This is a genomic window from Bacterioplanes sp. CLAM21 (assembly GCF_059641015.1).
On sequence record NZ_CM184929.1, the window covers coordinates 1,729,453 to 1,752,640 of the forward strand.

Sequence of the window (23,188 nt, forward strand, 5' to 3'; positions counted from 1 at the left end):
CGCTAGTCAGTAGCGGAGCAGCAATGAAGGTGAAGCCATAAAAAAAGGCCGCTGCATTTCTGCAGCGGCCTTTTAGAATATGGCGGAGGGATAGGGATTTGAACCCTAGATACGCTATTAACGTATGCCGGTTTTCAAGACCGGTGCTTTCAACCGCTCAGCCATCCCTCCAAGCGGCGCGTACTTTAACCAGATTCAGATTAAATGTAAACCCCGCCGCTAAATAAATTATTCTTGCTCGGCCATGGCCTCGGCCAACGCTTCATCGGCAATGCGTTCCAGCCAGTTGAGATCGATCTGCTGGTGGGCTTCGCAAATAAACCAGGGCTCACGCGAATCTGGCTCTAACATAATGCCCTTGGCAATTAAGCGATGGGCAAAGCGGGTATACAGCTCACTGTTGGTTTGCTTCCAGTCGCGATAGTTGTGTGGCACCGGCTGATGAGCGCGAGTGTTAAAGTGAATGCCAAACATCGAATCTGGGCCGGCAAACTTGTGCTCGATGCCATGTTTATCAAACACCCGCGACAGTACCTGTTGAATGGCGGCGCCGGTGCGATGCACGGTTTCGAGGGCATCGGTGTCTTTGAGTACGCTCAAGGTGGCATAGGCGGCCGACAGGGCGATCATATTGGCGGTGTAGGTGCCGCCATGGGTAACGCCCTTGGCGCCAAAGTGAATGGTGTCCATTACCTCGGCGCGCCCACCGAAGGCCGCTACTGGGTAGCCATTGCCCATGGCTTTGGCAAAGGTGGTGAGGTCGGCATAAATGCCGTACAGCTCCTGGGCGCCGCCTTTGGCAACCCTAAAGCCGGTTTTTACTTCATCGATGATCAGCAGTGCGCCGTGCTGGTCACACTGGTCGCGCAGCGCTTGCATGTATTCTTGGCTGGCGGCAATAGAGCCACAGTTGCCCATAATAGGCTCAATAACGATGGCAGCAATGTCATCGCCAAGGCGTGCGAAGACATCGCTTAAGGCTTGCTGATCGTTGAGGGAAATGGTTTCCAGGTGCTCACGACTGGCCTCAGGAATGCCGCAGCCAAAGGATTTGATTTCAGGCGCGCTGTTTTCGTCTGGGTTCCAGCCATCGACGTCGGGCTTCCACATCATTTCATCGTAGAGGCCGTGAAAGCCGCCTTCGACCACCACAATCTTGTTGCGTCCGGTATAGCCACGTGCGGTGCGAACGGCGCCTAATACTGCTTCGGTGCCTGAGTTGGCAAAGCGCATTTTTTCAATTTGTGGACACAGGCTTTTTACCAGCTCGATCACCTTGGCATCTAGGCCGGTAGAAAAGCCAGACATGGTGCCAATGTTGGTAATGGCTTCGATTACGGCTTGGTCGATGCGCTGATCGCGATAGCCGAGAATGATGGGGCCATAAGCAAGGCGGAAATCGATGAATTCCTGGCCATCAACATCGGTCAAGGTGCAGCCTTTTAATGACTCAACAAAGACCGTGTTGTCATCGCCCCAGTAGCGATAGCTGTCGGCCACACCAAGTGGCATATGTGTATGGGCGGTGGCGAGCAGGGCATCGCGCTGAGGTTTATTGGCTATTGAGTGAGTCATGGTGCTATTCCGGTAGCGCAGTGGCAAAAAAGAAAAACAGGCAGTGTGCCCGTAGCTGGCGCGATGATACGCGCTGGTTGGCTTGATTCAAGGGACGGCGCTCGCTTTGTGATAAAAAGCTGAAATTGACCGTTAGTGCATGCCAATGGCCGCCATTGACGATGGACGATCGCTGGCGTAACTGGCAGGACTGATGCAGATGGCTGGTGGCAAAAAAAGACCTGCACCGGAGGCGAGAAGAGTCTCCGGGCAGGCCAAAGCGGAAGCATGTGCCGCACGAGGAAATGCCTTGGGCACCTTTTATAAGGTCGGTGCCCAATCAGGATTGTTAGTTCGCTGCCAGGCTATGCCGGTACGGGTTAGAGAAGTTCAGGGTTTCTATTTCATCCTGTTGGCCATGATGTATGCGGATGGCCACCTGTTGCTCGGCAAAGTCCATCGAGCGTTCGATGGCGATATCGGCGCTGCCGCGTGCGCCGGCTTTTAAAAACAGCTCGGCTAAGGGCTTGTCACCGTCATAGATAGTCACCGTGACATCCTGCTGGCGGCGATTGTGAACCTTCACCGTGTAATTGTTTTCAATGGTGTCAGCCGCCGTCAGCTGGTATAGGCGCTGGCGGTCGCGTTCGCTGCTGATATCAATGTCGGGTGCCATGGCGGGTAATAATAAGGCTAATACAAAGGCGACACTGGCGGCGCTGCCGTAGCCCCATAAGCGCCAGCGCTGCGCCAGCGTGAGTTGTTCTTCTGGCTCGTAGGCAATCAGGCCTTTGGGGCGATTGAGGGTTTCCATAATGGAGTCACAGGCATCGACACAGGCGGCGCAATCAATGCAGGCTATCTGCAGGCCGTGGCGAATATCAATATTGGTTGGGCATACCTGTACGCACACACCACAATCAACACAATCGCCCAATGGTTTGCCGCTATCGCTTTTTTTGCCGCGTGGCTCACCGCGCTCGGCGTTGTAGCGCACTGTGTAGGTTTGGCTGTCAAACATCACTGATTGAAAGCGCGAATAGGGGCACATATGGGTACATACACGCTCACGCAGCCAGCCTGCATTTACAAAGGTGAGCGAGCCAATAATGACCACCCAGGTGATGGCGACGGCTGAAATATCGCCTTGGGAGACGTCCTGCCACCAATGCGCCAGCGGGTAAAAATAACTTAATGCCGTGATGGCCGTGGCCAGTGCCAGAGCGGCCCAGACCACATATTTAGCAGCGCGTCGCAGCTTTTGCGTTGGGCTGCCTTTGCCTTGGTCCAGCTTACGGCGCAAATTGCGCGAGCCCTCGATTTTTTCTTCCAGCCAGATAAATAAAAACGTCCATACGGTTTGTGGGCAGCTATAACCACACCACAGGCGTCCGGCAAACATGGAAACAAAAAACAGGGCAAAGGCGCTGCCAATCATTATTGGAGTCAGCATTAATAAATCTTTTGGCCATAGTAGCCAGCCAAAAATATGGAATTGTTTTTCGTTAAGGTCTAAAAAAACCGCTGGCTCGCCATTCCAGCTTAACCAGGGTGTTAAAAAGAAAAAAGTCAGCAGTGGCCAGCTGGCTGCCCGGCGCCAGTTGCGAAAACGACCGTTAAATAGCCGCACTCTGTGGGGCAGGGGGGCATCTGTGGCAATCAGGTTGGAGTGTGGGTGTGATGGCATGGAAAGCCTCGCTCAGCATCATAATCACGGGTTGCCGCCTTTAGTACACAGAACGTGCCAGAGTTGTTGGCTTAGTTTTTATAATGGTTGGCGTGATAGTGGGTGCTAACTGTTTGGGTTTCGTCGCGATATTTAGCCGCGATATATCGTGCCTCGCGATATGTCGCGAGTCTTGTATAAGAGGCTGTCGCGGTATTGTCGCCAGCCGGTTGCGCTTGAGTTGATAGAATAAAAATGGAGAGAGCAGAGTAATAAACGGGGCCAGTGGCTGCCTTGGTCTGGTTTAATCGCTAGTCATTCCGGAGGCAGCCAGCTGTGTGCGCTGAGGAGCCTGAAAATCCATCTTCGCGTCTTAGTTGAGCAAAGGTTGGCTCATGGCAGCGTGATCAGGCCCTAGGGCTTTCCATCGAGTAATTCTTGTAGTGGCTGAGGAAGAAAGCGGCGTGCTTTTCGAGTGATGTTATGCTCGTGTTTTTGCCACAATACACCCAGATAAATAACGCCAAAGCCGATGGCAGTTAAGGCGATGGGAAATAGCCAGCTATCTTTAAACACCTCTGCTGCCAAATGGCCAACATAAAAGCAGCTGCCAAGTGCACCGAAAATAACAAAGACTCGGCGAACCAGTAAGACACCGACGCCTATCATAAGCAAGTTAATGCAAAAGTAGATGAATTTTGACAGCTCATCGTCTGAGTGTTGCAACGACAGGCCACCCCAGAAAGCCAGAACGCCAAAGATATAAACCCAAAAAGCATAGTCGGCGGTTTTTCGCGAACGAATATCAATCCAGAAGGCCAGGCCTATCATTAACAGGCCGCAGTAGAGGGATACTAACTTTCTAAGCTCCCAGCTGAGGTCCCCGCCTGAAATCATGGCAGTGATGTCCATGGTCATATACCAGAGTGTGACGGCAATTGGCATGATTAAAAATGGGTACTTATATTTCCAGGCAATGGCAACGCCTGCTGCTAGAGTGCCCAGCTCCATATAGAGCCAGTGCCATCTGATATATCTGTGATAGTCTCGGTAAACGCTATCATCAGGCCAAACTCCTAACCATAGCTGTAGCCCATAGATGGCCAGCGGTGCTAAACAAACCACAAAGGTGGCGCAGATACCGGCTGGAATAGCGAGGTTCTTGGCTGCAAAAGCGTGGCAAACTTTTAAGCCGACTGCGGCATAGAGAATGGAAATAAACACTATGCCTGCGCCGCCGAATGCCTCCCAGCCCAGATTCATAAACAGCGTCATGGCAGAAATGGCGATCAATCCGCCTAGGTAGTAGAGCACATGGGTAAAGGTGAATCTAGGAACATCTTTGCTGCGGCTGGCTAGATATTGATACAAGGATTCGGCTTGTTGCGCCGTGATAATATTCTCTGTGGCTGCGTCTTCTAACTGCTTCTTGGTTATGTTCATGCACAAGGTCTCGTGTTTTTACTATATGTGCTTCTCTGTCGGTCGGCAATGAAATAGATAGTTTACTTCTGCCGTCATCACCAAATCATCGTCGCTATCGAGGGTTTCTAATAAACAGAGCACGCTGCCAAAGTTACGCCCAGCTTTGGGTGGCGTCTTTTTAATGGCGCTAAAGCGTACTGACAGCTGGTTGGGCAAGGTGACAGGTTTGAGCCAGCGCACATTGCTCATGCCTGATGCGCCTGTCATGGAAGTATCTGCCAAGAAACCATCAACAACAATAGAGGCGCTGAGGGATAAGGTATGCAGGCCACTGGCAATTAAACCGCCATAGATCGACTGCTCGGCAAGTTTGGCATCCATATGAATAGGCAAGTTGTCAAACTGGCGACAAAAATCTTGTGAATCCGTTAGGCTCAGTGCTCTTGGTCCGAGCATTAAGGTCGTGTCTGTGGCAATGTCCTCGAAATACCGCATTCTGCTTTCCTTAGTATCGAGCGGGGTGATCTGCTGAGTGTACCCTATAGTCACTAAGGTGAAAGCAAGGCAGGTATCTCTAACGCACCTCGCTGCTGGATTGTATAATCCGGTGCCTAAGTAGCCTCTGAAAAATTCTGCACACCTCTGCGCGAGATTTGCAGGCTTTCAGAACGAGGCTGGTGGAGGCAGGAAATGACTAGCCCTTTCAACATCGGCAAAGACGTTATGGAGGCCCATTGCCTGCGCCTTTGAGGAATACAGAGGACTCGAGTTCTGTGGTACCAGTTTTTGAGAACGGTAAATCGGCTTAGCAATCTAGAGCTTAAATGGCCACTGTTATGGCTTGTTAGTCGCACTGAGGCTTATTTTTCTTCGATCTTGGGCGGGTGAACTAAAGTGGCGGATCGGCATCTGAGGGAGATGCTGGTATGGGTAGATTGTTGTTGGTCTATGGCTGTTTATTAAATATTGAACGAGGTTGATCGATAGCATGTCAAAATCGATAAAGGCTGCTCTTTATTCTGCATTGGTGTTTCCCGGGATGGGACATTTTTATTTAAAAAAGTACGTGCAGGGATCAATTTTCTTTGGGCTGGCGGCGGCTTGTCTGTATTTTATTATGACGACGGTTATCACGGTGAGTAAGCAAGTCTTTGCTCAGTTAACCATAGAAGATTTACCACTGGATACGGGCAAAGTAACCGAGCTGGTACAGCAAGCGATGGCTATGGTAGATGGCAGTGCTGCCAATACGGCCATCTGGGTGTTAATTGTGATTTGGCTGGTATCCACCTTGGATGCCGCGCGTTTGGGCAGGCCTGTACAAGGAGACGATGCTAATTAGGGCACTGCTAGTGCCATTTAGCTCTTTTCTGCTGGAATCCATTTTTTATTGAGTGAGGCATTAGATGCGCCGTTTAACTCATTAAATAAGCAACGAATAACGCAACTGAGCAGCGCGATCGAAGGCCTTGGTGGTGTTCTCTGTCAGCAGCATTTTAAGGTAGTTGTGCAGCTCCTACAGCTTGTTCGGGCCTTTGCAGTTTTAGCTGTTATTACCTCATTGTGATGACATGATAAGGTAATAGGCTCCCTTGAGCGCCCTATGTTGTGATTCGTTTGCGATGGCTGATGCCAGCTTCATTAACGCACATGTAGCCACAAGCTTGGTAAAAGCGGCTGGCGCTGGCTGTGTCCGTAAACAATACGAGCTCTGAAAACACATCTTTGGCGTGCTGCTCAAGCTCGTTGAGCAAGAGGCGGCCAGTGCCTGTTCTTCGGTATGCCTTACTGACATAGAATCGTCTTAATCGTGCAACGCCGTCGATGTTATTGATACCTCCAATGGCAATGAGGTGGCCATGCTCTCTCGCTGCCAACAGAACCTCTCCAATGCCATCAAATCGATTTGTACCGTTACTGAAATCATCCACTAGGCGTTTTAAAAAACGAAAGCCATCGGCTTGGCTTTCATTAACCAGATTGTGGATGTCCTCTGGAAGTACTTGTATTTTCTCAATTTTCATAACGTAACTTGGTCTGAAGTGCGGGCCAGGGTATCAGATGAAGACACCTGGTTTGACGTTGTTTGCTGGTGCGGGTATCTGTGCCAGTAAAGGAAAACGCAGCGACAATAATACAGCCGCGCATTTGGAGTTCAATCGTACTTATTGTATTGGCTCGATAACTTCTATTCTGGGAGTTGCTCGAGTCGAGGTGCATCTTTTAGCGCGTGCTCCCAGCTGGCTTGGCTGGATAAGAAAATATGAGCCGTTGGTGATAAAGGAACTTCGCTGTCCAAGCAACCAGCCGGTACGACGAGTAGGCCTTCGATCTGAGTATTGGGTAATGCTGAGCCACATACTTTGCAAAAACTCTTGTTGTGAGAAGTGTCCGCGAGCGCAAAAGATGTCACCTTGTCGGCTCCAGAGAGCCAGGCCAGTTTTGCCGTTTGTGAAAAGAGGTTAGCTGCATGAGCTGAACCTGTGTCTTTTTGGCAATGCTGGCAATGACATAGATAAAAACTGTCGAAATTACCCTGTACTTCAAAGCTGACCGCGCCACATAGGCATGATCCAGAATGGTGAGTCATAAAAACTTATCCTAGTCGTCATGTTGAACAGAGGGTGCCTGATGAAACCCTGCGTGGAAGTGAGCATATAACGGAAGTGGCTCAGCAGTAAGGATGCTGATTGTAGATCCTGCTAGCCCTGTGGTGATAATGTTTGGCCTATTAGAAAGAAAATATGGTGAATTGAGAGTGTTAGTTGGTCGGCTGATTCAGTGTCAGTTCTTTCGATATCAAAAACCTGCTGCTTTCTGAAGCAGTGAGCAGGTTGTTTGGTTTTCCCCGGACTACTGGTCTATTGATAATCATGTGCAACGCAAAGCAGAAAGCTCCGTCCTGGCGTGAGGACGAAGGCTTTGGAATATTTTAAACACGGTTCTACTTGGCGTCGGCGTATTGCACACTAATGAAGAAATAAATGCAGCAAGCCAGCAGTTCCCTATCGAATGCCCAGTTTTTTCATTCGCGAGCGCAAAGTCGACTCTGGCAATTCGAGTAGCATGGCAGCTCCTTTTTTACCGCCAATCACGCCTTGGCAATATTCAAGTGTTGCCAGAATATGTTGACGTTCAGCATCCGCCATAGAGCTGGGTGTTTTTTCTTTGCTGTGCGGATGAAATTCGCTAGTTAGGGTCGGTAGTCGTAACTCGTGTTGTCCCAAAATCAGTGCGTGCTCCAACACATTAACAAGCTCCCGTACATTGCCTGGCCAGTGGTAGTGCATTAATTGCTGCAGTTGCGATGGTTCCAAAATAGGTACGGGTTTATTGAGTTTGCGCGCCAGATGTTTGAGGTAGTGCTGTACCAGCAGTGGAATATCACTGCGGCGCTGCCTAAGCGGTGCAACCGTTAATGGAAATACATTGAGCCTGAAATACAAATCGGCGCGAAACTGGCCCTCGCGTACCATGGCGGCCAGGTCTCTATGGGTGGCGGCAATTACGCGTACGTCGACGGTGATGGTGTGCTCACTGCCAAGCCGCTGTATTTCTCCGTTTTGCAATGCTCTTAGTAGTTTGACCTGGGCGGCAGGGGATAGCTCTCCGACCTCATCTAAAAACAAGGTGCCGCCATTGGCTTGCTCAAAGCGGCCAGTACGGCGTTGATGGGCACCAGTAAAGGCGCCACGCTCGTGACCGAATAACTCACTTTCTAGTAAGGTGTCACTGAGGGCGCCACAGTTCACTTTTACCAGAGTGCGTTCTTGCCTGGGGCTTAATTTGTGCACCGCTTCAGCCACCAGTTCTTTACCGGTGCCGCTTTCGCCAGAAATCAGCACGCAACTGGGTGTGGGAGCCACTTGCTGAATGGCTTCATTTAGCTGTTGCATAGGCTCGCTTTGGCCTAATAATTCGCTGGCATTCTTTTGCTGCTGCAGTTCTTGTTGCAAATAGTGGTTTTCATGTTGCAAGTGCTGTTTGAGTTGCTGTACCTGCTTTAGTGCCGCCTGCAATGAACGCTGTTGCTCCAGCCGTTCAGTGATGTCTTTAAACACTACCACAGCACCGGTTATTTGCTCGTTTTCGATAATGGCTGTGCTGGAATATTCAACGGCAAAGCAGCTGCCATCTTTGCGCCAAAAGACTTCGTTATCGCAGTGAGCGCTTTGTCCTGTGATGAGAGTTTGGTAAATCGGACACTCGGTATGGGGGTAATGGCTACCATCCGCGTGGCTATGGTGGTGAAACTGATGGATGGTTTTGCCTTCAATTTCCTGCTGTAGCCAGCCCGTTAATCGCTCTGCTGCTGGGTTGACGAAGGTGGCATGGCCATTGGCATCTAAGCCATAAACGCCTTCTGACATGGATTCGAGTATGCGCTGATAGCGGTGGGTGAGCTGTTGGTGTGAAAGACTCATAGCGACGGCTTGCTGGCGTAAATATGCCAGTATACCAGTGCTGTGATTGGGTTATAGCACTTGTCGACCATGCGCTGTACCAGTAGGCTTGGCGTCATACCGATAGCAGACAACGGCATTCGTTGGAGACAGTGTAGTTATGAGCAAATTAAGTGAGCGTTGGGCCGACAACAAGGAACGGTTGGCAGATTGGTGGGCCGACCGGGGCTTTTTACGTGGCGGTCTATTGGCGCTGGTGGGTATTTATTTGTTGGGATCAGTGTTCATTGGCATTTACTGGAGCCAGGAACCCGACGCTTTCTCGGTGAAAGGTGTTGCGCAAAGCAAGGCCGATGCTTTAGGTGTTAAGCCTGTGGTTGGCTTTACCACTACGGCGACGCTGATGGAAATTACCGATACTCTATTGCATAAGCCGGGTGGATATTTGAATAATGATCTATTTCCCCCGGGTTTGTGGCTGGATAATATTCCTCGCTGGGAATACGGTGTATTAGTACAGGTGCGTGATTTCTCCCGTGCGTTGCGAAAAGACTTTAGCCGTTCACAAAGCCAATCTACGGAAGATAAGGATCTGGCGATAGCAGAGCCGCAGTTGCACTTTGATGCACGTAGTTGGGCAATACCATCTTCTGAGGCTGAGTACGGGCGGGGTTTGGATGCTTTAGAGCGTTACCTGGAGCGTTTGGCCGATGACGATGCCGGCGATGCGCAGTTTTACGCGCGTGCCGATAATCTTCGCCAGTGGTTGTTTGACGTAGAAACCCGTTTGGGTAGTTTGTCGCAGCGTCTTAGTGCCTCGATTGGCAAGCGTCAGCTCAATACCGATTTGGCCGGTGACCCTGCAGCGTCTCAATCGACCCCAACACCCGACGAGCAAGAAGTGAAAACTCCCTGGCTGGAAATTGACAATGTCTTTTACGAAGCGCGTGGAACGGCCTGGGCGCTGGCGCATATTTTGCGCGCCATCGAAGTCGATTTTCATGATGTGCTGGAAAAGAAAAATGCCCTGGTAAGCCTGCGTCAGATCATCCGCGAGCTGGAAGCCGCCCAGGAGCCTTTATGGTCACCTATGGTGTTGAACGGCAGTGGATTTGGTTTGTTTGCTAATCATTCTTTGGTGATGGCGTCGTATATTTCCCGTGCCAATGCCGCGATATTGGATCTGCGTGAACTGTTGTCGCAAGGCTAATGGCACTCGGTGTTAACAGGACTTAGGGCACGGCATCAATATTGAGGGTAAAAGACACTGTGCTTTGCCCTTGATTGATGTTTGTGCCAGTAAACTGGGTGCTGATGGCAGTTTGCACTGGTTCCACTTGTTCGCCCACCAACTCCGGCTGACTGGCTGTGAGTCCATCGCGCTGCTCATTGCCGCGTTGCAATGAGCTAATCAGTAAATATTTTTCCTGTTGTGCGCTGACGGCCAGCGCACTGCTGCCTTGTTCGCCAGTCGCCACTAACGTGGTGCTGTCATATATCAGCTTGGCATCTTGCTCGCAGCCTTGTTCAAACTTGCGCTCAAGTCTGCGGGTAAAACACTGAATGGGCTGATTCAGTGACAGCTGATTAATCTGATGATCAATGTGTCCTAAATCATCGGTCAGTGCAGCCACTTTAATGGCTTGAGTATGCTGCCGGTGAAAACTGACAGGCCGCCCCTGATGGCCATCGTCTGCACTAATATTATCCATTATTTGGCCGTTGATCATGGTTGGGCCTTCGATGGTAAAGCTAGGGTGGTAACCTGCGCTGGCGAATAATGGCAATTGCACTGTGCTCTCATGCTCAGAAAAGTCCTGCCAGCCACCGCTTAAATCACAGGACGCGATCTGATACTGGTCTTGCTGATTGCGAATTTGAAATACATTGCTTTGCCATACTTGCACCACCTCGCGGCCACGCAAGCCCAAATCTGTATGCTGCTCAACTTGATGAATCGCCAGCCAGGTGCCGGTTAAATCCTGATTTAAATCTTGCCTTTGCAAAAAACCATCAAGCTTATAACTATTGCTGTCGTCAGCCTGAGCGAGCAATTGTTTATTTGCCGGTTCGGCTATGTCTGGCAGGGTACATAGCGCGCTGTTGGAGTCTGGCTCTGTGGTATCGCTGTCGGGCTGTGGCTCAGGGCTATCGGGCTGGTCTGGCTGTGGCTGGTCCGGTGTTGAGGGAGTGTCTGTTGCATCGGGTTGTTGGCTTGATTGGCTGCCTCCTGACTGGCCACCGCAGGCATAAAGGTTGGCTAGGGCGAGTATCAAGCTGATACGAAAAATCGATGTTAAGGCCACAGGCTGTGCTCCCTCATTATTGTTATTCATCCGGCGTTGTATTTATGCAGCCGATGTCTGCTCTCTTGCAGCCCGGTTTCCGTTCCGTTGCCGTCCAGTTGTCAAGCTCCATCATGGCAGTTTACGTGCCAGCCCGTAGGTATTTACTGCTCAGGCTGCCTTGCTGTTAAGCTCACTATGCCTTTATTTTGTAACATACTGTAATAATGATTTGTTATTACAGAACGAATTAACAAAAATCAAGAACCTCATGTTTCATGGGCCTTATAGCCCGGTGTTTGGGTGTGCTTATGACACTGGCTCGGATTGCCTTACGTCAGTACGCCGGTAGAAAGTAGCACTAGTGTACGGCTTCTGATATGTTGCCTGGGCGTATCAGCAAAAATAACAAGAATAACTAGGGATTTCACCATGCCCCCACGTCTACTGAGTAGTCTGCTGGGCATCAGCCTGGTGACGCCAGCGGTGGCTTTGCAGCCAATGGCCGATCAGCAGCTCGCGGCGGTGACAGGTCAAGCGCAAGGGTTGCGGCTGACCAGTGAATACGATGCCCGAATTGATAACGTCAGTTACATCGATGATGACGGTGTGGGTGATGATGGCACTGTTGGTGTGCTGTCGATGTCGCCGGTCCGGCTGTACACCGCCAATAATCGCCCACTGCAGATCGATATTGAAGTCAAAGATGTGGGCGGCAAAAAAGCCGTGGTATTTACCAATCGCGATTTACCGCTAGAGCTAGAAATAGGCTCATTGGCCATTAATGGTCAGTCGCTGGGTGCCGTCGGTCAGGGTAGTTTTGTTATTGGTAGCGGTGATGCGCTGGTCACTCATATGTTTGCCGGTGGTGAGCAGGGCAGTGGTTTTACTCTGGATGTAGCGATACCGGCTTCGATGAGCTATGACGCCTATTACGAAGATGACGGGGCACGTTTAACCAATACCTTTAGTTTTAGCAATGCTAGAAATCCAGCTGCAGGTGGTTTGATATTACAGGGCATGACGTTTGATTTGGAAGATGATGGCCTGCGCATTGGTGTGCCCACCACCTCTGCGGGTAACTTTAATATTTATAATGCTCGCCTTGGTGATGATGTACTTAATTCCGTCGCCTTTCGCAATATTTCAATTCCTACGGGTGGTTACTGGCTAATTAAAAATGCCAAAAATGCCGCTGATATCGGCATTGAAATCGACAGTCGCCTTCCCGCCAATACCTCGTTTCAGTGGGTATATATAGCCGGCGCCGTAGGTGCCGATTATCCCAATGAGCAAACCCATGAATTTTCAGCCGATGTGTCATTGCTCAGTCATTTGGATGTGAGTGGCATGCGGCTAAATGTCGATGGTGAGCGTGGCCTGGTGTTGGACTTTGACAGTAGTCGGGCAGACAGCGGTATTAGCGGCAACCTCAGTGTTGAAAATATGCGTTTGGAGCGCAGCGACCAGCTCAATGCAAGCGCTGTTGGCCTGGGAACCCTAGACGCCCAGGTGCAGTTGTCGAACAACTCGTATCTACAAATAGAGGGCCACTGATATGCGTAATTGGGCTGTGAGTGGCATTTTTTTCTGGTTGCCTGCGCTGGCGTTGCAGCCGCTTTCTGAAGATTCGCTGTCGACGGTGACTGGCCAAGCTGGGCTGACCATCGAAACCACGATTGATCAAGCCGATGGCACTGTAATCACGGCTTCGGAAATACGTTATACCGAAGAGGATCGCGCAAATGATGGCCGGGATGAGTTTATCGCCATTAACGACGTTGTGGTTCGAGCAACTCAGTCTGACGGCAATGGCGGTCGGGTCGGCGACAACTTTGTGACCACCCTCGATGTTAATGCGGATGGCGATTTAGTTATTCGAACCCATGGAATGGATTTCTTAACCTTGCAAATGGGAAATATTAATATTGGCCATAGAACTGTATTTGGTGCCTTGCAAATTAATGACTGGAACTTTGCTGGCAATAGCTACATAGAAACGGCTTTATTAAATGAATCTGATGGTGCTCGGCTACGCTATCGCCTAGCAATGGAGGATGGTAGTGGCCTTGGCTTTGCATTAACCGAAGATGGCGTCACCTTGGGAACCGATGTTGTATTTAAGCCAGCCACCGGCAATGCTCAGTTTGTCAGTGAATTATTTTTAAGTGGTGATAATGATGGCTTGAAGCTGGAGTTTGGTGAAACCCAGGGCAGCTTTGAGATGAATAACATCACATTGCGCGATAACAATGGTAACAATTTGTTTGGTAGTAGTGACTTTGGCGATATTGGTTATGGCGATATTGACGTCGTTAGCGGCTACGTCAGTTTTCGTGCCAATGATCAAGGTGAGGGCATTCGAGGGGAGTTGGCGAGTAATATCACGGTCGGCACTGCTTTTTATCGTACTGGCGATCAACGCATTAATTTTCGCAATGCCGCTATCAACACCAATGGTGATATCGCCTATCAGTTGCAGGTGGTGGACAATGGTTACGCCACTGGACTAGAAGGCATGATTGATCAGGTCACCGATGTCGATGTGGTCATTGGTGGGCTGACGTTAAGTGATGGTGATGGCAGTAACGAATCTGTCAGCATGGGGGCTTACGGCGTTGAAAACATGAATTTTAACACCGGCAGTCTGGACATGGTCCTCTATACGCTGGCGGGCCAAGGCAACCAAGGCCTGCGTATTGATACCACCCTGGCTGGTACCACCAGCTTTGATTTAACCATTAAAGATTCACCTATTGACGATCCTTTTAATGCCGATGCACCTGCCTTTACGGCTGAGGTGGTGCTCAATAATGTGTCGTTGTCGCAGACATTAGATCAAACCGAAAAGGGACTACATATTGGTGTGGTCGACGCCAGTATGGATGCCAGCGTGAATGCTATTCGCCTGGGTACGGGACAAACCTATCAGGGCCAGACCGGTCGGGTTGTATTAAATAACTTCACTATGCAACCCGGCAGTTATCTGCGGGTGCAGCCACTACAGTAGAACAAAGGTGAGCATGATGCGTGAGTTGTGGTCTTTGCCGCTGATTTTTTTACTGGCCACTGCCAATACCCATGCCGATTGGCAAGGCAGTGCTAATCCGCCCTGGGCTGCAGGGCAACCGGATACCAGTGTGGGGGATTGTGTGACGGCTCGCTCCAGCGATGGCTTATGGCAAATGGCCGATTGCAATAGCCGTGCTCGAACCTTGTGCAGTGATGGCAATAATTGGGTGTTATCCAACAGTACTCATCAATTTACCAATACCGCCATTCCCGCATGTGAACGACAGCTTGGTGGATCCTATGTAATTGCTGCACCAGAAACCAACAGTGATGAATCAACAGTGCGAGCTTTGATAACGGCTCAAGGTGAGCCGGTGTGGCTCAATATTCAATATCAGAGTGACCGCAGTGCTTTTGCTTGGAATATCGACTTTCGCGAGCCTAGCCAGCCTGGTGGTGATTTGGCGCTCTATACCTGGTACGACTTGTTAGAAGTCGATTCCAATAGCTTGGTGTATAAAAATAAAAACTGGCAAGAATACGCCACCGGCAGCAATGTTAATCTGCAAAATGCTATTGCTCATAATCGGGGTACCAACGCATATTTTGATGAAGGTGAGCCTAATAACAGTGGTGACTGCGTGCAACTGTACAGCGGTACAGGCGCAAAAGCAGGCTTATGGGATGACAATGGCTGTGGCAATAGCAAGCGTGTAGCCTGCTATAACGGCAGTGATTGGGCTATTAGTCCAGCGGCAACCACATTAACTGCGGGCAGTGAGTTCGACAGCATGCAACGTGGTCACGATGCCTGCAGTGCGGTAGTGGACAATAAAGGTTTAACGGGCAATTACAAGTTTGCCGCGCCGGTATCATTTGAACAAACCATGGCGGTACTGCAACAGGTGCAGTTAGCGGGCAGTGGTGATGTATGGATTAATATCAATGATATTCGCTACGAAGACACCTTTGTTTATAACACCGGCATGGATGTGTTGGCACCGTTTTGGGGCAATGGTGAACCAGGCAATGCTGGCGATAGTCGCGATTGTGCTGTGCAAAATGCCAATGGTGACTGGCAAGATGTGAGCTGTAGTGGCAGCTATACGGCGGCCTGTTACAACCCATTTATGGGCGCTGGGGGTGATTGGCGTTTAGCGGTCGATAATGGCGATGACGATTTGCGACGCCGTTGTGAAAATATACATGGCGGTGAATATCAATTTGCTGCCCCCATCACTCGCCGTCAACAGCAAGCACTAAGCGCATTATTAAGCGGCTCAGGTGCGGTTATGATTAATGCCAGTGATGCCGCTCAGGAAGGCGTTTGGCAACTGAATCAGCAGGTGAATAGTTGGGACACTGCTGAACCTGGCAGTGGTCAATGTGTTGCCGTAAATGCTGCTAGCGGGCGCTGGCACAGCCGTAGCTGTAGCGATGTGTTGCCCGTTGCCTGCAGTTCTGGCAGCCGCTGGTATTTTTCCACTCTGACGACCGATTTAACCGATTTCTCCCACGCTGCTGATGTGTGTCAGCAGGCCTTTGGTAGTGGTTATCTATTTGCCGCTACACGCACCTTTGACGCCGCCAGTCGGTTGCGATTTGACGCGCGTATAGCCGCTGCAGGCAGTGATTATTGGATTAACGGTCAGCGCTTTACCGGTAGCTGGCAGTGGAACACGGTTGCAGTCGAAGTGCCGATTTGGTCGGGTGGCCAACCCGACGGTGGCGAGGCAGAAAATTGCGCCACCTTAGCGGCCAATGGCGACTGGTCGGATGAGGTGTGTGCAAACGTTAGTCGAGGGTATTTATGTCGCAATGGCAATAGTTGGCAAATTACCGGTAATGGTATGTTGCAGGATTTTCGCCAGGCAACGCAAGCTTGTGAGGCACTGGGGAGCGGTTGGCGCTTTGCTGCACCGGCAAGTTTAAATGATAACAGCCGTGCGGCTGCGGCGATTTCAACAGCTGGTGGTTCGCCGGTATGGATTAATGCCTCAGATAAGCAAGATGAAGATAATTGGGTTATTAATGCCGCAGCTGTCACAGGCTTTCCAAATTGGGCGGCTGCGCAGCCAGATAATGGCGGTGTTGATATTGGCTCGGATTCTGAGACCACACCTGGAGAAGATTGCGTTTATCAGGACGGCAGTGGTCAATGGCATGACGTCAGTTGCTTGTCCAGCGTGAGCTTGCCCTATGCGTGTACTGATGGCAATGAATGGAAAGTGACTACGGCGGAGGGCATTATTCGCCGTTTTGCCGAGGGGCATCACGCCTGCTTTGTCGAATACGGTGGTGACTTTGTCTTTGCCAGCCCGCAGTCGACGGATGAGGTCATTAAATTAGATTTTGCTCGTCTTACCGCCGCCGCGCGTCGTGGGGCAAATATAGATAGCGTCTGGCTGAATCAAACGGATGGCGGTAATGAAGGCCAGTTTGTCAGTAACTTACCTTATCAAAATTGGCTGCTACCGGATTATCCAGGGCAGCAACCCGGAGTCAGCTGCGCCTATAAAAGCAGTGTGGCTAGCGGTAATAACCCTTGGCGTTTGGCCAGCTGTAGTCAGGATGCAGCCCATTATGCCTGCTTTAATGGTTCGCGTTGGCGTGTTGCTATCAGCCAGGGGCAATTGGTCGAAGGTCAGTTGCAAGTGGTGCCGCAAGTTGGCGAAGACTACTGGTCGTATGAACGTGGTGAGCGCCTTTGCAAACAACAACATGGCAATGAATATTTTTTTGCAGCCCCAGTGACAGCGGTTGAAGAAGCGGCGCTTGATGCCGCCATTCGTAAAACCCCAGCGCAAGTAAAAAACACCTGGCTAAATTTACGCTATCTGTCGGAGGTGAATAGTCAGCATAGTCGTTGGTTTAATAATCGTATCAATACCACCGGCTGGGCGCGGCCTAGCTTTAAAAATATTAATAACGCCGATTGTTCCATGTTGCACAGCGACGGCTCAGTCACTGATGGCGACTGCCACGCCAGCGTTGACAGCCTGGGCAATCCACTAGGTTTTGCTTGCTTTGATGGTAACTGGCAGGTGTTGGCTAACGGCGGCAATGATTCTTGGCGGGCAGGGTTTCGACGCTGTCAGGATGAGTTGAATGCGGTATTTGCTGTACCACGTAGCCCCGATGAGTTACAGGCGCTGTTGGCGCAAATGTCTTCACCCATATGGATAAACTGGACGGATACCGCATTAGAATCTCAGTGGATTGCTAATCGTGAGCGTCATAGCTGGTGGCGTGAGGGTGAGCCCGTTAATCAGAACAATCGCGACTGTGCGGTACTAGACCACTCGGATGGCCAGTGGCTGGCAGCTAAGTGTGATACCGAGCAGCGTCCATTTGCTTGTCGCCGACTGCAAGGCGGCAGCATTAGTTGGCATGTTACCGCCAGCGCCGATATCTGGTCGCGCGGTTTTGCTGCTTGCCAGCGAGAATATCCCGGCAGTGAATTTTATTTACCGAGTGGATTTGGCAATGTATCGGCCAGTCAAAGCCAGCAAAGTTTACAAGCCGCAGCGACAGCTGTATCTCGTTCTGTATGGCTCAATTTTAGTGATCAACAAGCTGAAGGGAACTGGCGCAGCTATCAGGTTTACAGTGATTGGGCGGTTAATTCACTGTTTAATGAGAATCTTGATTGTGGCTATTTTGATCGCCTAGCTAGTAACGGTGGTACTTGGCAGATGGACGCCTGTCAATATACACCGGCCAGTGTTTCCGATCGTGCTTATGCTTGCAATAATGGATATGAATGGCGTTTGGCGCCGGCCAGCAGCAGTGGGCAATTATCTTGGCTTGAGGGATTCACCGCTTGTCAAAATTTAGGTGCAGAATGGCGTTTTTCTACGCCTACCAGTGCTGTGGAAAATGCCAAGCTTAAATTAGCGCTGGAGTTGGCGGGATTAAGTCAAGCCTGGGTTAATGCCCAGGATAGAGTGAAAGAGGGGAACTGGTGGTTAAACGGTGATGAAGTGAATTTCCCACCGTTAATCGATATCAGTCTGACATCGGTACGCGTTGATGAGCAAAGCAGTCAGGTATTACACGCGACTCTAACCGATGAAGAAGGCTTGGGTATCGATGTGGCTAACTGGGAGCTGATAGCGGACAGTCGCTACTCCAATGTTGCCGACTCCGACGTGGTGGTTAGTAATATAAACCTGGTGAAAAATGGTGCATCTGCTGTGCTTACCGCCAATTATCAGGCGCCACGGTTATTGCAGCAGAACATTACTTTGCTGTTTAAGGTGTCGGCGACGGATATTGCCGGCGGTACTGCCAGCGCTGCCAGCGGCGAAAAAACGATAACTGTCACCGTAGTGGCACCCGCCATAGCACATTACACCTTCGACGACAGTGCTAATCCGGGCAAGGATGTGACTGGTAATGGCCACGATGCTGTAAATACCTCACTCAACCCCTTGCCTGCTGTCCACAACCAAGCTTTGGTACTGACAGCCAATGACGTCATGGTGGTGGCTGGCAAGCAGCAAGATAATAGTAACGGTCTTGAGCTTCCAGCGCAGGAATACACCCTTGCTTTTCGTATCAGTATTGAGCAGGCCGGCAACGGCAATTGGCGCGGTATTTTGCAAAAGGGTGATGACGGGTCACAACAACGGCAACCCGGACTATTTCTATATCCCAATACTGATGTCTTGCATACAAACAGCAGTCGCGACACTAACAACGATGGTGGCTTTGATGACAACCTAGTGCTGGATACACCGCAGCCACTGCTGGATCGTCAGTGGATCAATGTGATTTATGAAAAAACAGCGACTCAGTTACGGTTATTTATTGACGGTGTCGAGGTCGGTAATTTACCCGCCAGTGGTATTGCGTTAGCCAACGATGGCAATCTGTATATTGGTAATGTACCAGGTGCACCGCAATCATTTGTCGGCTGGATCGACGATATCCAACTGTATCGCCGCGCACTGTCGCCAGCAGAGCGTGGTTTAGTGTTGCCTCCGCCTCCCATTGGCGAAGTGAGCTTTACCCTAGCACAGCAGACGGTGTCGGAAGATGCAGGCAGCGTTGCCATACAGGTTGAACGCCGGCGTGGCAGTGTTGATGCGCTTAGTGCAGAAATGCACTTTATTGCGAACGATGGCACAGCAACATTAGGGAATATTGCAGAAGTTGGCTCCGGCGCTGCAGATTTAGCCTTTAACAGTACCGGCGATAGTTCAGTGACGGTAAATTGGGCAGCCGGCGAACGCGGCGTAAAAAGCGTAAATTTGTCCTTGGCCAGTAGCGATGATAATCAGCGAGAAGGTACGGAAACCGCTGTATTGCGTTTGCCTGGAAATGGCACCATAGCTGATGTTTCAGAGCCTGATACGCTGCGTTTACGCCTGGAAGATGTTACCCCAAATCCGTACGGTAATTTTTCTGCTGAAACTCTGCTGACTGAACCTGTATTAGAAAATAATCAGGCTACCCAACAGTTGTGTATATGGCGTCGTTCTGGCAATGAAGGCAGCGTGACAGTGAACTTTCAATTAACGGGAACGGCTCAAGCGGGTATTGATTATCAGGTATTAAATACCGGGCTGCCAGTCGCTGGCGGTTTAGGCTCTGCACAGTTCAACCAAGGCGCAGGCTTACCTGAATCTCAGTGTGTTGATATTCAGGTAATTAATCGTAGCAGTAACGACAGCGATCGCACCTTGGTATTGGAATTGATGGGGCTCGTGGCGGAAGCGGGCAAAGATCCATTATTAACCGATCAGGACAGTGCCACGCTCATCATTCGTGACTGGGCGCCGGGGGAGTTTAATTTTGCCAATACCAGCTATAGCTGCAAGGAGCCTAATACTGATGCAACAGTACCGTCGGAATTACGTCCGACTGCGTCAGAGCTATTGTGCGAGGTGGAAGTCGTTCGCAGCAAGACCGGGGTATTTGCGCCAAGTGCTAGCCTAACAGTCGCCATTGACGGAAGCGGCAGTGCCGATGGCAATGATGCTTCGCCGTTGACCAGCCTTAGCTGGCCAGAAATCAGCCCCTCCTCGCCAATCAACAATGCCGATGAAACTCAAACACTGCAGGTCAATGTCAGTAACGATAATGTTCAAGAAACCTTGGAAGTATTAAAGCTGATATTGGCGCCGGTCGGATCTGAAGTACTGGGGCCAAACGATATGGCCGAGATCAGTATCACGGATGTTACCAGCCCTTCACTGGTGGCCTTGGAGCCGTCGCTCTCTGACCAAGCCAGTGTTGCAGAAGGGGCTGATGTAGACATTCACATTGATCGCAGTTTGAATTCAGCAACAGAATTTACGCTGTCTTATCAACTCGCTGTGGATGGTCTACCGGTCGGCAAAGACATCCATGACTACATCGACTTTAGCAATAGCAGTGTTGGCTCTGCATCCGGTAGCCTAAGTTTTCATGCATCAGGTAGTGATCGTCAGACTCTGACACTGCGCACCTTAAACACCATTGAGCCGAATAATGGCATTGATTTGATCTTAGAGTTGCTTAATCCAGCACCTGCACGAGTGGTTGGCCTAGGTGCCATTACGGAAGCGAATAAGGGTACACCAACAGATACTCGAATTCGCTTGGCAGAGGCTTCTCGATTGGAAGATCACGTGATTGTTAGGTTAAAAGATGACGGTGTGGTGACTGAGTTTCTACCGGGGCAGTTCCCTAGTATGCCAAGTTATTTAGTGACCAATAAAGACCATAGCCCAGCAAGGCGGAAAGTAGACTTTGAAATAGAAATACCGGCAGGCACCAATATTGATCCGGATCAAATTGCCTATGAATGGCAGCTAATGACCAGCAGTTGGTTTGATGGTGTAGTGACCCAGAGCAATGGCAACTCGTTATTTACTAATCGCACCGGTGCTGCCAGCTATAACAATACGACTGGCACGGTCTTTAGCGGAACTTTGCTGATTCCATTTGTGGCGTCAGTCACCACCTTTGACTTGCAGCTGGTGATAACAGGAACAGGCGGAAGCATACCCGAGCAGCTGAACAAGCAACTTAGTTTTAATGCCGTACCTGTGTGGCGCTCGCTCAGTTTGGACAATCAGGATAGTGACTGTCTTGTTTCTTATGGAGATGGCCGTGAACCTTGCAGTGGTCAGACTCGCTTCCTGTGGAACCCTGATAATCGGTTGATGATTAGTCAAGAAGCTTATCTCAATGGAAGCTCAGCCTACTGTTTTGCTCTGCCGACTAGCTTTGCAGACGATGAGCCGACCTATAGGAATTGTAATAGTAGCGATAGCGATCAGCGTGCCACCTTTGGCAATAGTGGTGTAACTGATTTCCGCATTGATGGCGACTTTGTCTGTGGCTATATCGGCGGCAATATTAATCGCTTAAATCTGTCCAGCAGCTGCTCGAATGGCGATCGTCGCTGGGTATGGAGGGATTAACGTGAGACATTATCTGTGGCTGGTTATGTTATCTGCGCACCATTCCATGGCACTGGAAGCAATGTCAGACAATTCCTTGGCAGAAGTGACTGGTGAAGGGATTGGCGCCACCTTTGACAACGTGGTGCTTTACTCCGGCGATTATGGTCGCCCTGATGATTTTCAGCTGCGTTTACGTCTTACGGAAGAGTCGCCGTTACAAGCGGACTATCTAGTATTCAGTGAGTTGCGCTTCAATAAAGCGGGTGAAGTACCAGGCAGTGTTAACGGTGCAGGATACTTTGGCAGTTATACAGACCCGTTTGTGGTGGCCGATATTCGCACACTGACCGAGCTGCACACGGTAACTAATGGTCCATTGGTTGGTCAAAATCGCCAGCAAACGGCACTTTATACGGCCTTTCCTGCCGCCGATATTCAGCAACAAGAATTGGGTTTTTATCACTACAGTGATAATCAACTGGGCGTTGAAAATGAAATCGTACGCTACAACACCATCAATTTGAATCGTGGTGAACAAGAACGCTACTACACCGGCCTGCCCATCGGATTTTTCGACGGTACAAGCAGCAATGTGAATGTGGGAAATTTGGGCAGTCTATATCAGCGTCATCAGAATGAAGGTGATGCTCAGCAGCAGCAGCTAGGACAAGCGGCCAGTAAATTTGACTTACATATGCGGGTGGATTCCTTAACGACAGATGCCGATCGGATTGACACTAATGAATCATTCTTGAGTTATGTCGATGTTCAAGGCGCACGTCTATACGGCACTGAATTTTACCTGTGGGGTCATAACAATCAAGGAGAGCAGCTGACTGACAATGGCTATCGCAACAACAGTGCGCCTGTTTATGCCGACCGAGGTCTTGCATTGTCCTTGTCTTTTGGCCTTCAAGCCGAAGCCATTCGTTTAACAACAGACCCGAATAAATCCCTATCGAGTACATTGTCGTTGAATAATGTTGATATGTATATTCCTTTTGGCAGCGTTGATCAGCCGGTCACTATCAGTACGGTTAAATACGATCAATATGTGCGTGGCAAATGGGCACAAGGTGTGCGAGAGGGAGTTGAAAAAACCCAGTTACGGTTAGAGATAGGTGCGTTGCCGCAAGATGTCGGACAGGCTCCTCAGGGCAATATCTTTATTGAGTCTATGTCGTTTGGTGACCCAAATGATGAAGAAGTGATTACCGGACGACAGGATATCTACTTGCGCGATGCCAATGGCAATATCGTTGAAACGGTTCCTGATGTTATCCATCGGGCGTTTGTGCCTAAAACCGTTACCTATAACGAACAAGTCGACTTGTATAACAGCCAGAATCCTAGCAACCAGATTCCGAATATTCCCAACCAGAATGTTATTGAAATTCGCGGCCTGGAAATCCAGCGTTTGGTGATCACCACACAGGACCTATAGTC

Annotated in this window: 14 protein-coding genes and 1 tRNA gene; 6 read left to right on the forward strand and 9 right to left on the reverse strand. The window is 50.1% G+C overall.

Going from position 1 to position 23,188, the window contains the following annotated elements; all coding sequences use genetic code 11:
- Positions 1-80 precede the first annotated feature (80 nt).
- The 5 genes from AC55FS_RS08055 to AC55FS_RS08075 form a co-directional block, all read right to left on the reverse strand.
- Positions 81-171, reverse strand: a tRNA-Ser gene (locus AC55FS_RS08055).
- 57 nt (positions 172-228) lie between these two features.
- Positions 229-1,575 carry an aspartate aminotransferase family protein gene (locus tag AC55FS_RS08060; RefSeq protein WP_496935562.1) on the reverse strand — a complete coding sequence of 449 codons (1,347 nt, stop codon included), beginning with the start codon at positions 1,573-1,575 and terminating at the stop codon, positions 229-231.
- Between the two features lie 328 nt (positions 1,576-1,903).
- A complete protein-coding gene (gene ccoG, locus AC55FS_RS08065) occupies positions 1,904-3,241 on the reverse strand; it encodes a cytochrome c oxidase accessory protein CcoG (RefSeq protein WP_496935563.1) in 1,338 nt (445 codons plus the stop codon).
- Positions 3,242-3,634: 393 nt separating this feature from the next.
- Positions 3,635-4,663: a DUF2157 domain-containing protein gene (locus AC55FS_RS08070; RefSeq protein ID WP_496935564.1), complete on the reverse strand. Its 1,029-nt coding sequence runs from the start codon at positions 4,661-4,663 to the stop codon at positions 3,635-3,637.
- Between the two features lie 21 nt (positions 4,664-4,684).
- Positions 4,685-5,140 carry a MaoC/PaaZ C-terminal domain-containing protein gene (locus AC55FS_RS08075; RefSeq protein ID WP_496935565.1) on the reverse strand — a complete coding sequence of 152 codons (456 nt, stop codon included), beginning with the start codon at positions 5,138-5,140 and terminating at the stop codon, positions 4,685-4,687.
- A 622-nt stretch (positions 5,141-5,762) separates the two neighbouring features.
- Between AC55FS_RS08075 and AC55FS_RS08080 the strand changes: the two genes are divergently transcribed.
- Positions 5,763-5,987 carry a hypothetical protein gene (locus AC55FS_RS08080; protein ID WP_496935566.1) on the forward strand — a complete coding sequence of 75 codons (225 nt, stop codon included), beginning with the start codon at positions 5,763-5,765 and terminating at the stop codon, positions 5,985-5,987.
- Positions 5,988-6,246: 259 nt separating this feature from the next.
- Here AC55FS_RS08080 and AC55FS_RS08085 read toward each other — a convergent pair whose 3' ends face one another.
- The 3 genes from AC55FS_RS08085 to AC55FS_RS08095 all read right to left on the reverse strand — a co-directional run bounded on the left by AC55FS_RS08085 (position 6,247) and on the right by AC55FS_RS08095 (position 9,069).
- A complete protein-coding gene (locus AC55FS_RS08085; protein ID WP_496935567.1) occupies positions 6,247-6,669 on the reverse strand; it encodes a GNAT family N-acetyltransferase in 423 nt (140 codons plus the stop codon).
- Positions 6,670-6,833: 164 nt separating this feature from the next.
- A complete protein-coding gene (locus AC55FS_RS08090) occupies positions 6,834-7,235 on the reverse strand; it encodes a GFA family protein (protein WP_496935568.1) in 402 nt (133 codons plus the stop codon).
- Positions 7,236-7,650: 415 nt separating this feature from the next.
- The gene (locus AC55FS_RS08095; protein WP_496935569.1) at positions 7,651-9,069 is read right to left on the reverse strand and encodes a sigma-54 interaction domain-containing protein; all 1,419 of its coding nucleotides are present in this window, start codon (positions 9,067-9,069) and stop codon (positions 7,651-7,653) included.
- 139 nt (positions 9,070-9,208) lie between these two features.
- On the opposite strand from AC55FS_RS08095, the gene AC55FS_RS08100 reads away from it, so the two are divergent.
- Positions 9,209-10,258: a DUF2333 family protein gene (locus AC55FS_RS08100; protein ID WP_496935570.1), complete on the forward strand. Its 1,050-nt coding sequence runs from the start codon at positions 9,209-9,211 to the stop codon at positions 10,256-10,258.
- A 22-nt stretch (positions 10,259-10,280) separates the two neighbouring features.
- Here AC55FS_RS08100 and AC55FS_RS08105 read toward each other — a convergent pair whose 3' ends face one another.
- A complete protein-coding gene (locus AC55FS_RS08105) occupies positions 10,281-11,354 on the reverse strand; it encodes a hypothetical protein (protein ID WP_496935571.1) in 1,074 nt (357 codons plus the stop codon).
- 411 nt (positions 11,355-11,765) lie between these two features.
- Here AC55FS_RS08105 and AC55FS_RS08110 point away from each other — a divergent pair, with 411 nt between their 5' ends.
- From AC55FS_RS08110 to AC55FS_RS08125, 4 genes are read left to right on the forward strand one after another with little or no spacing between them, the layout of a single operon-like run.
- A complete protein-coding gene (locus AC55FS_RS08110) occupies positions 11,766-12,890 on the forward strand; it encodes a DUF6160 family protein (protein WP_496935572.1) in 1,125 nt (374 codons plus the stop codon).
- A gap of 1 nt (position 12,891) precedes the next feature.
- Positions 12,892-14,343, forward strand: a complete 1,452-nt coding sequence (locus AC55FS_RS08115; protein WP_496935573.1) for a DUF6160 family protein — start codon at positions 12,892-12,894, stop codon at positions 14,341-14,343.
- 13 nt (positions 14,344-14,356) lie between these two features.
- Complete coding sequence (locus AC55FS_RS08120) at positions 14,357-21,760, forward strand: lectin-like protein (protein WP_496935574.1); 7,404 nt, start codon at positions 14,357-14,359, stop codon at positions 21,758-21,760.
- 1 nt (position 21,761) lies between these two features.
- The gene (locus tag AC55FS_RS08125) at positions 21,762-23,186 is read left to right on the forward strand and encodes a hypothetical protein (RefSeq protein ID WP_496935575.1); all 1,425 of its coding nucleotides are present in this window, start codon (positions 21,762-21,764) and stop codon (positions 23,184-23,186) included.
- Positions 23,187-23,188 lie beyond the last annotated feature (2 nt).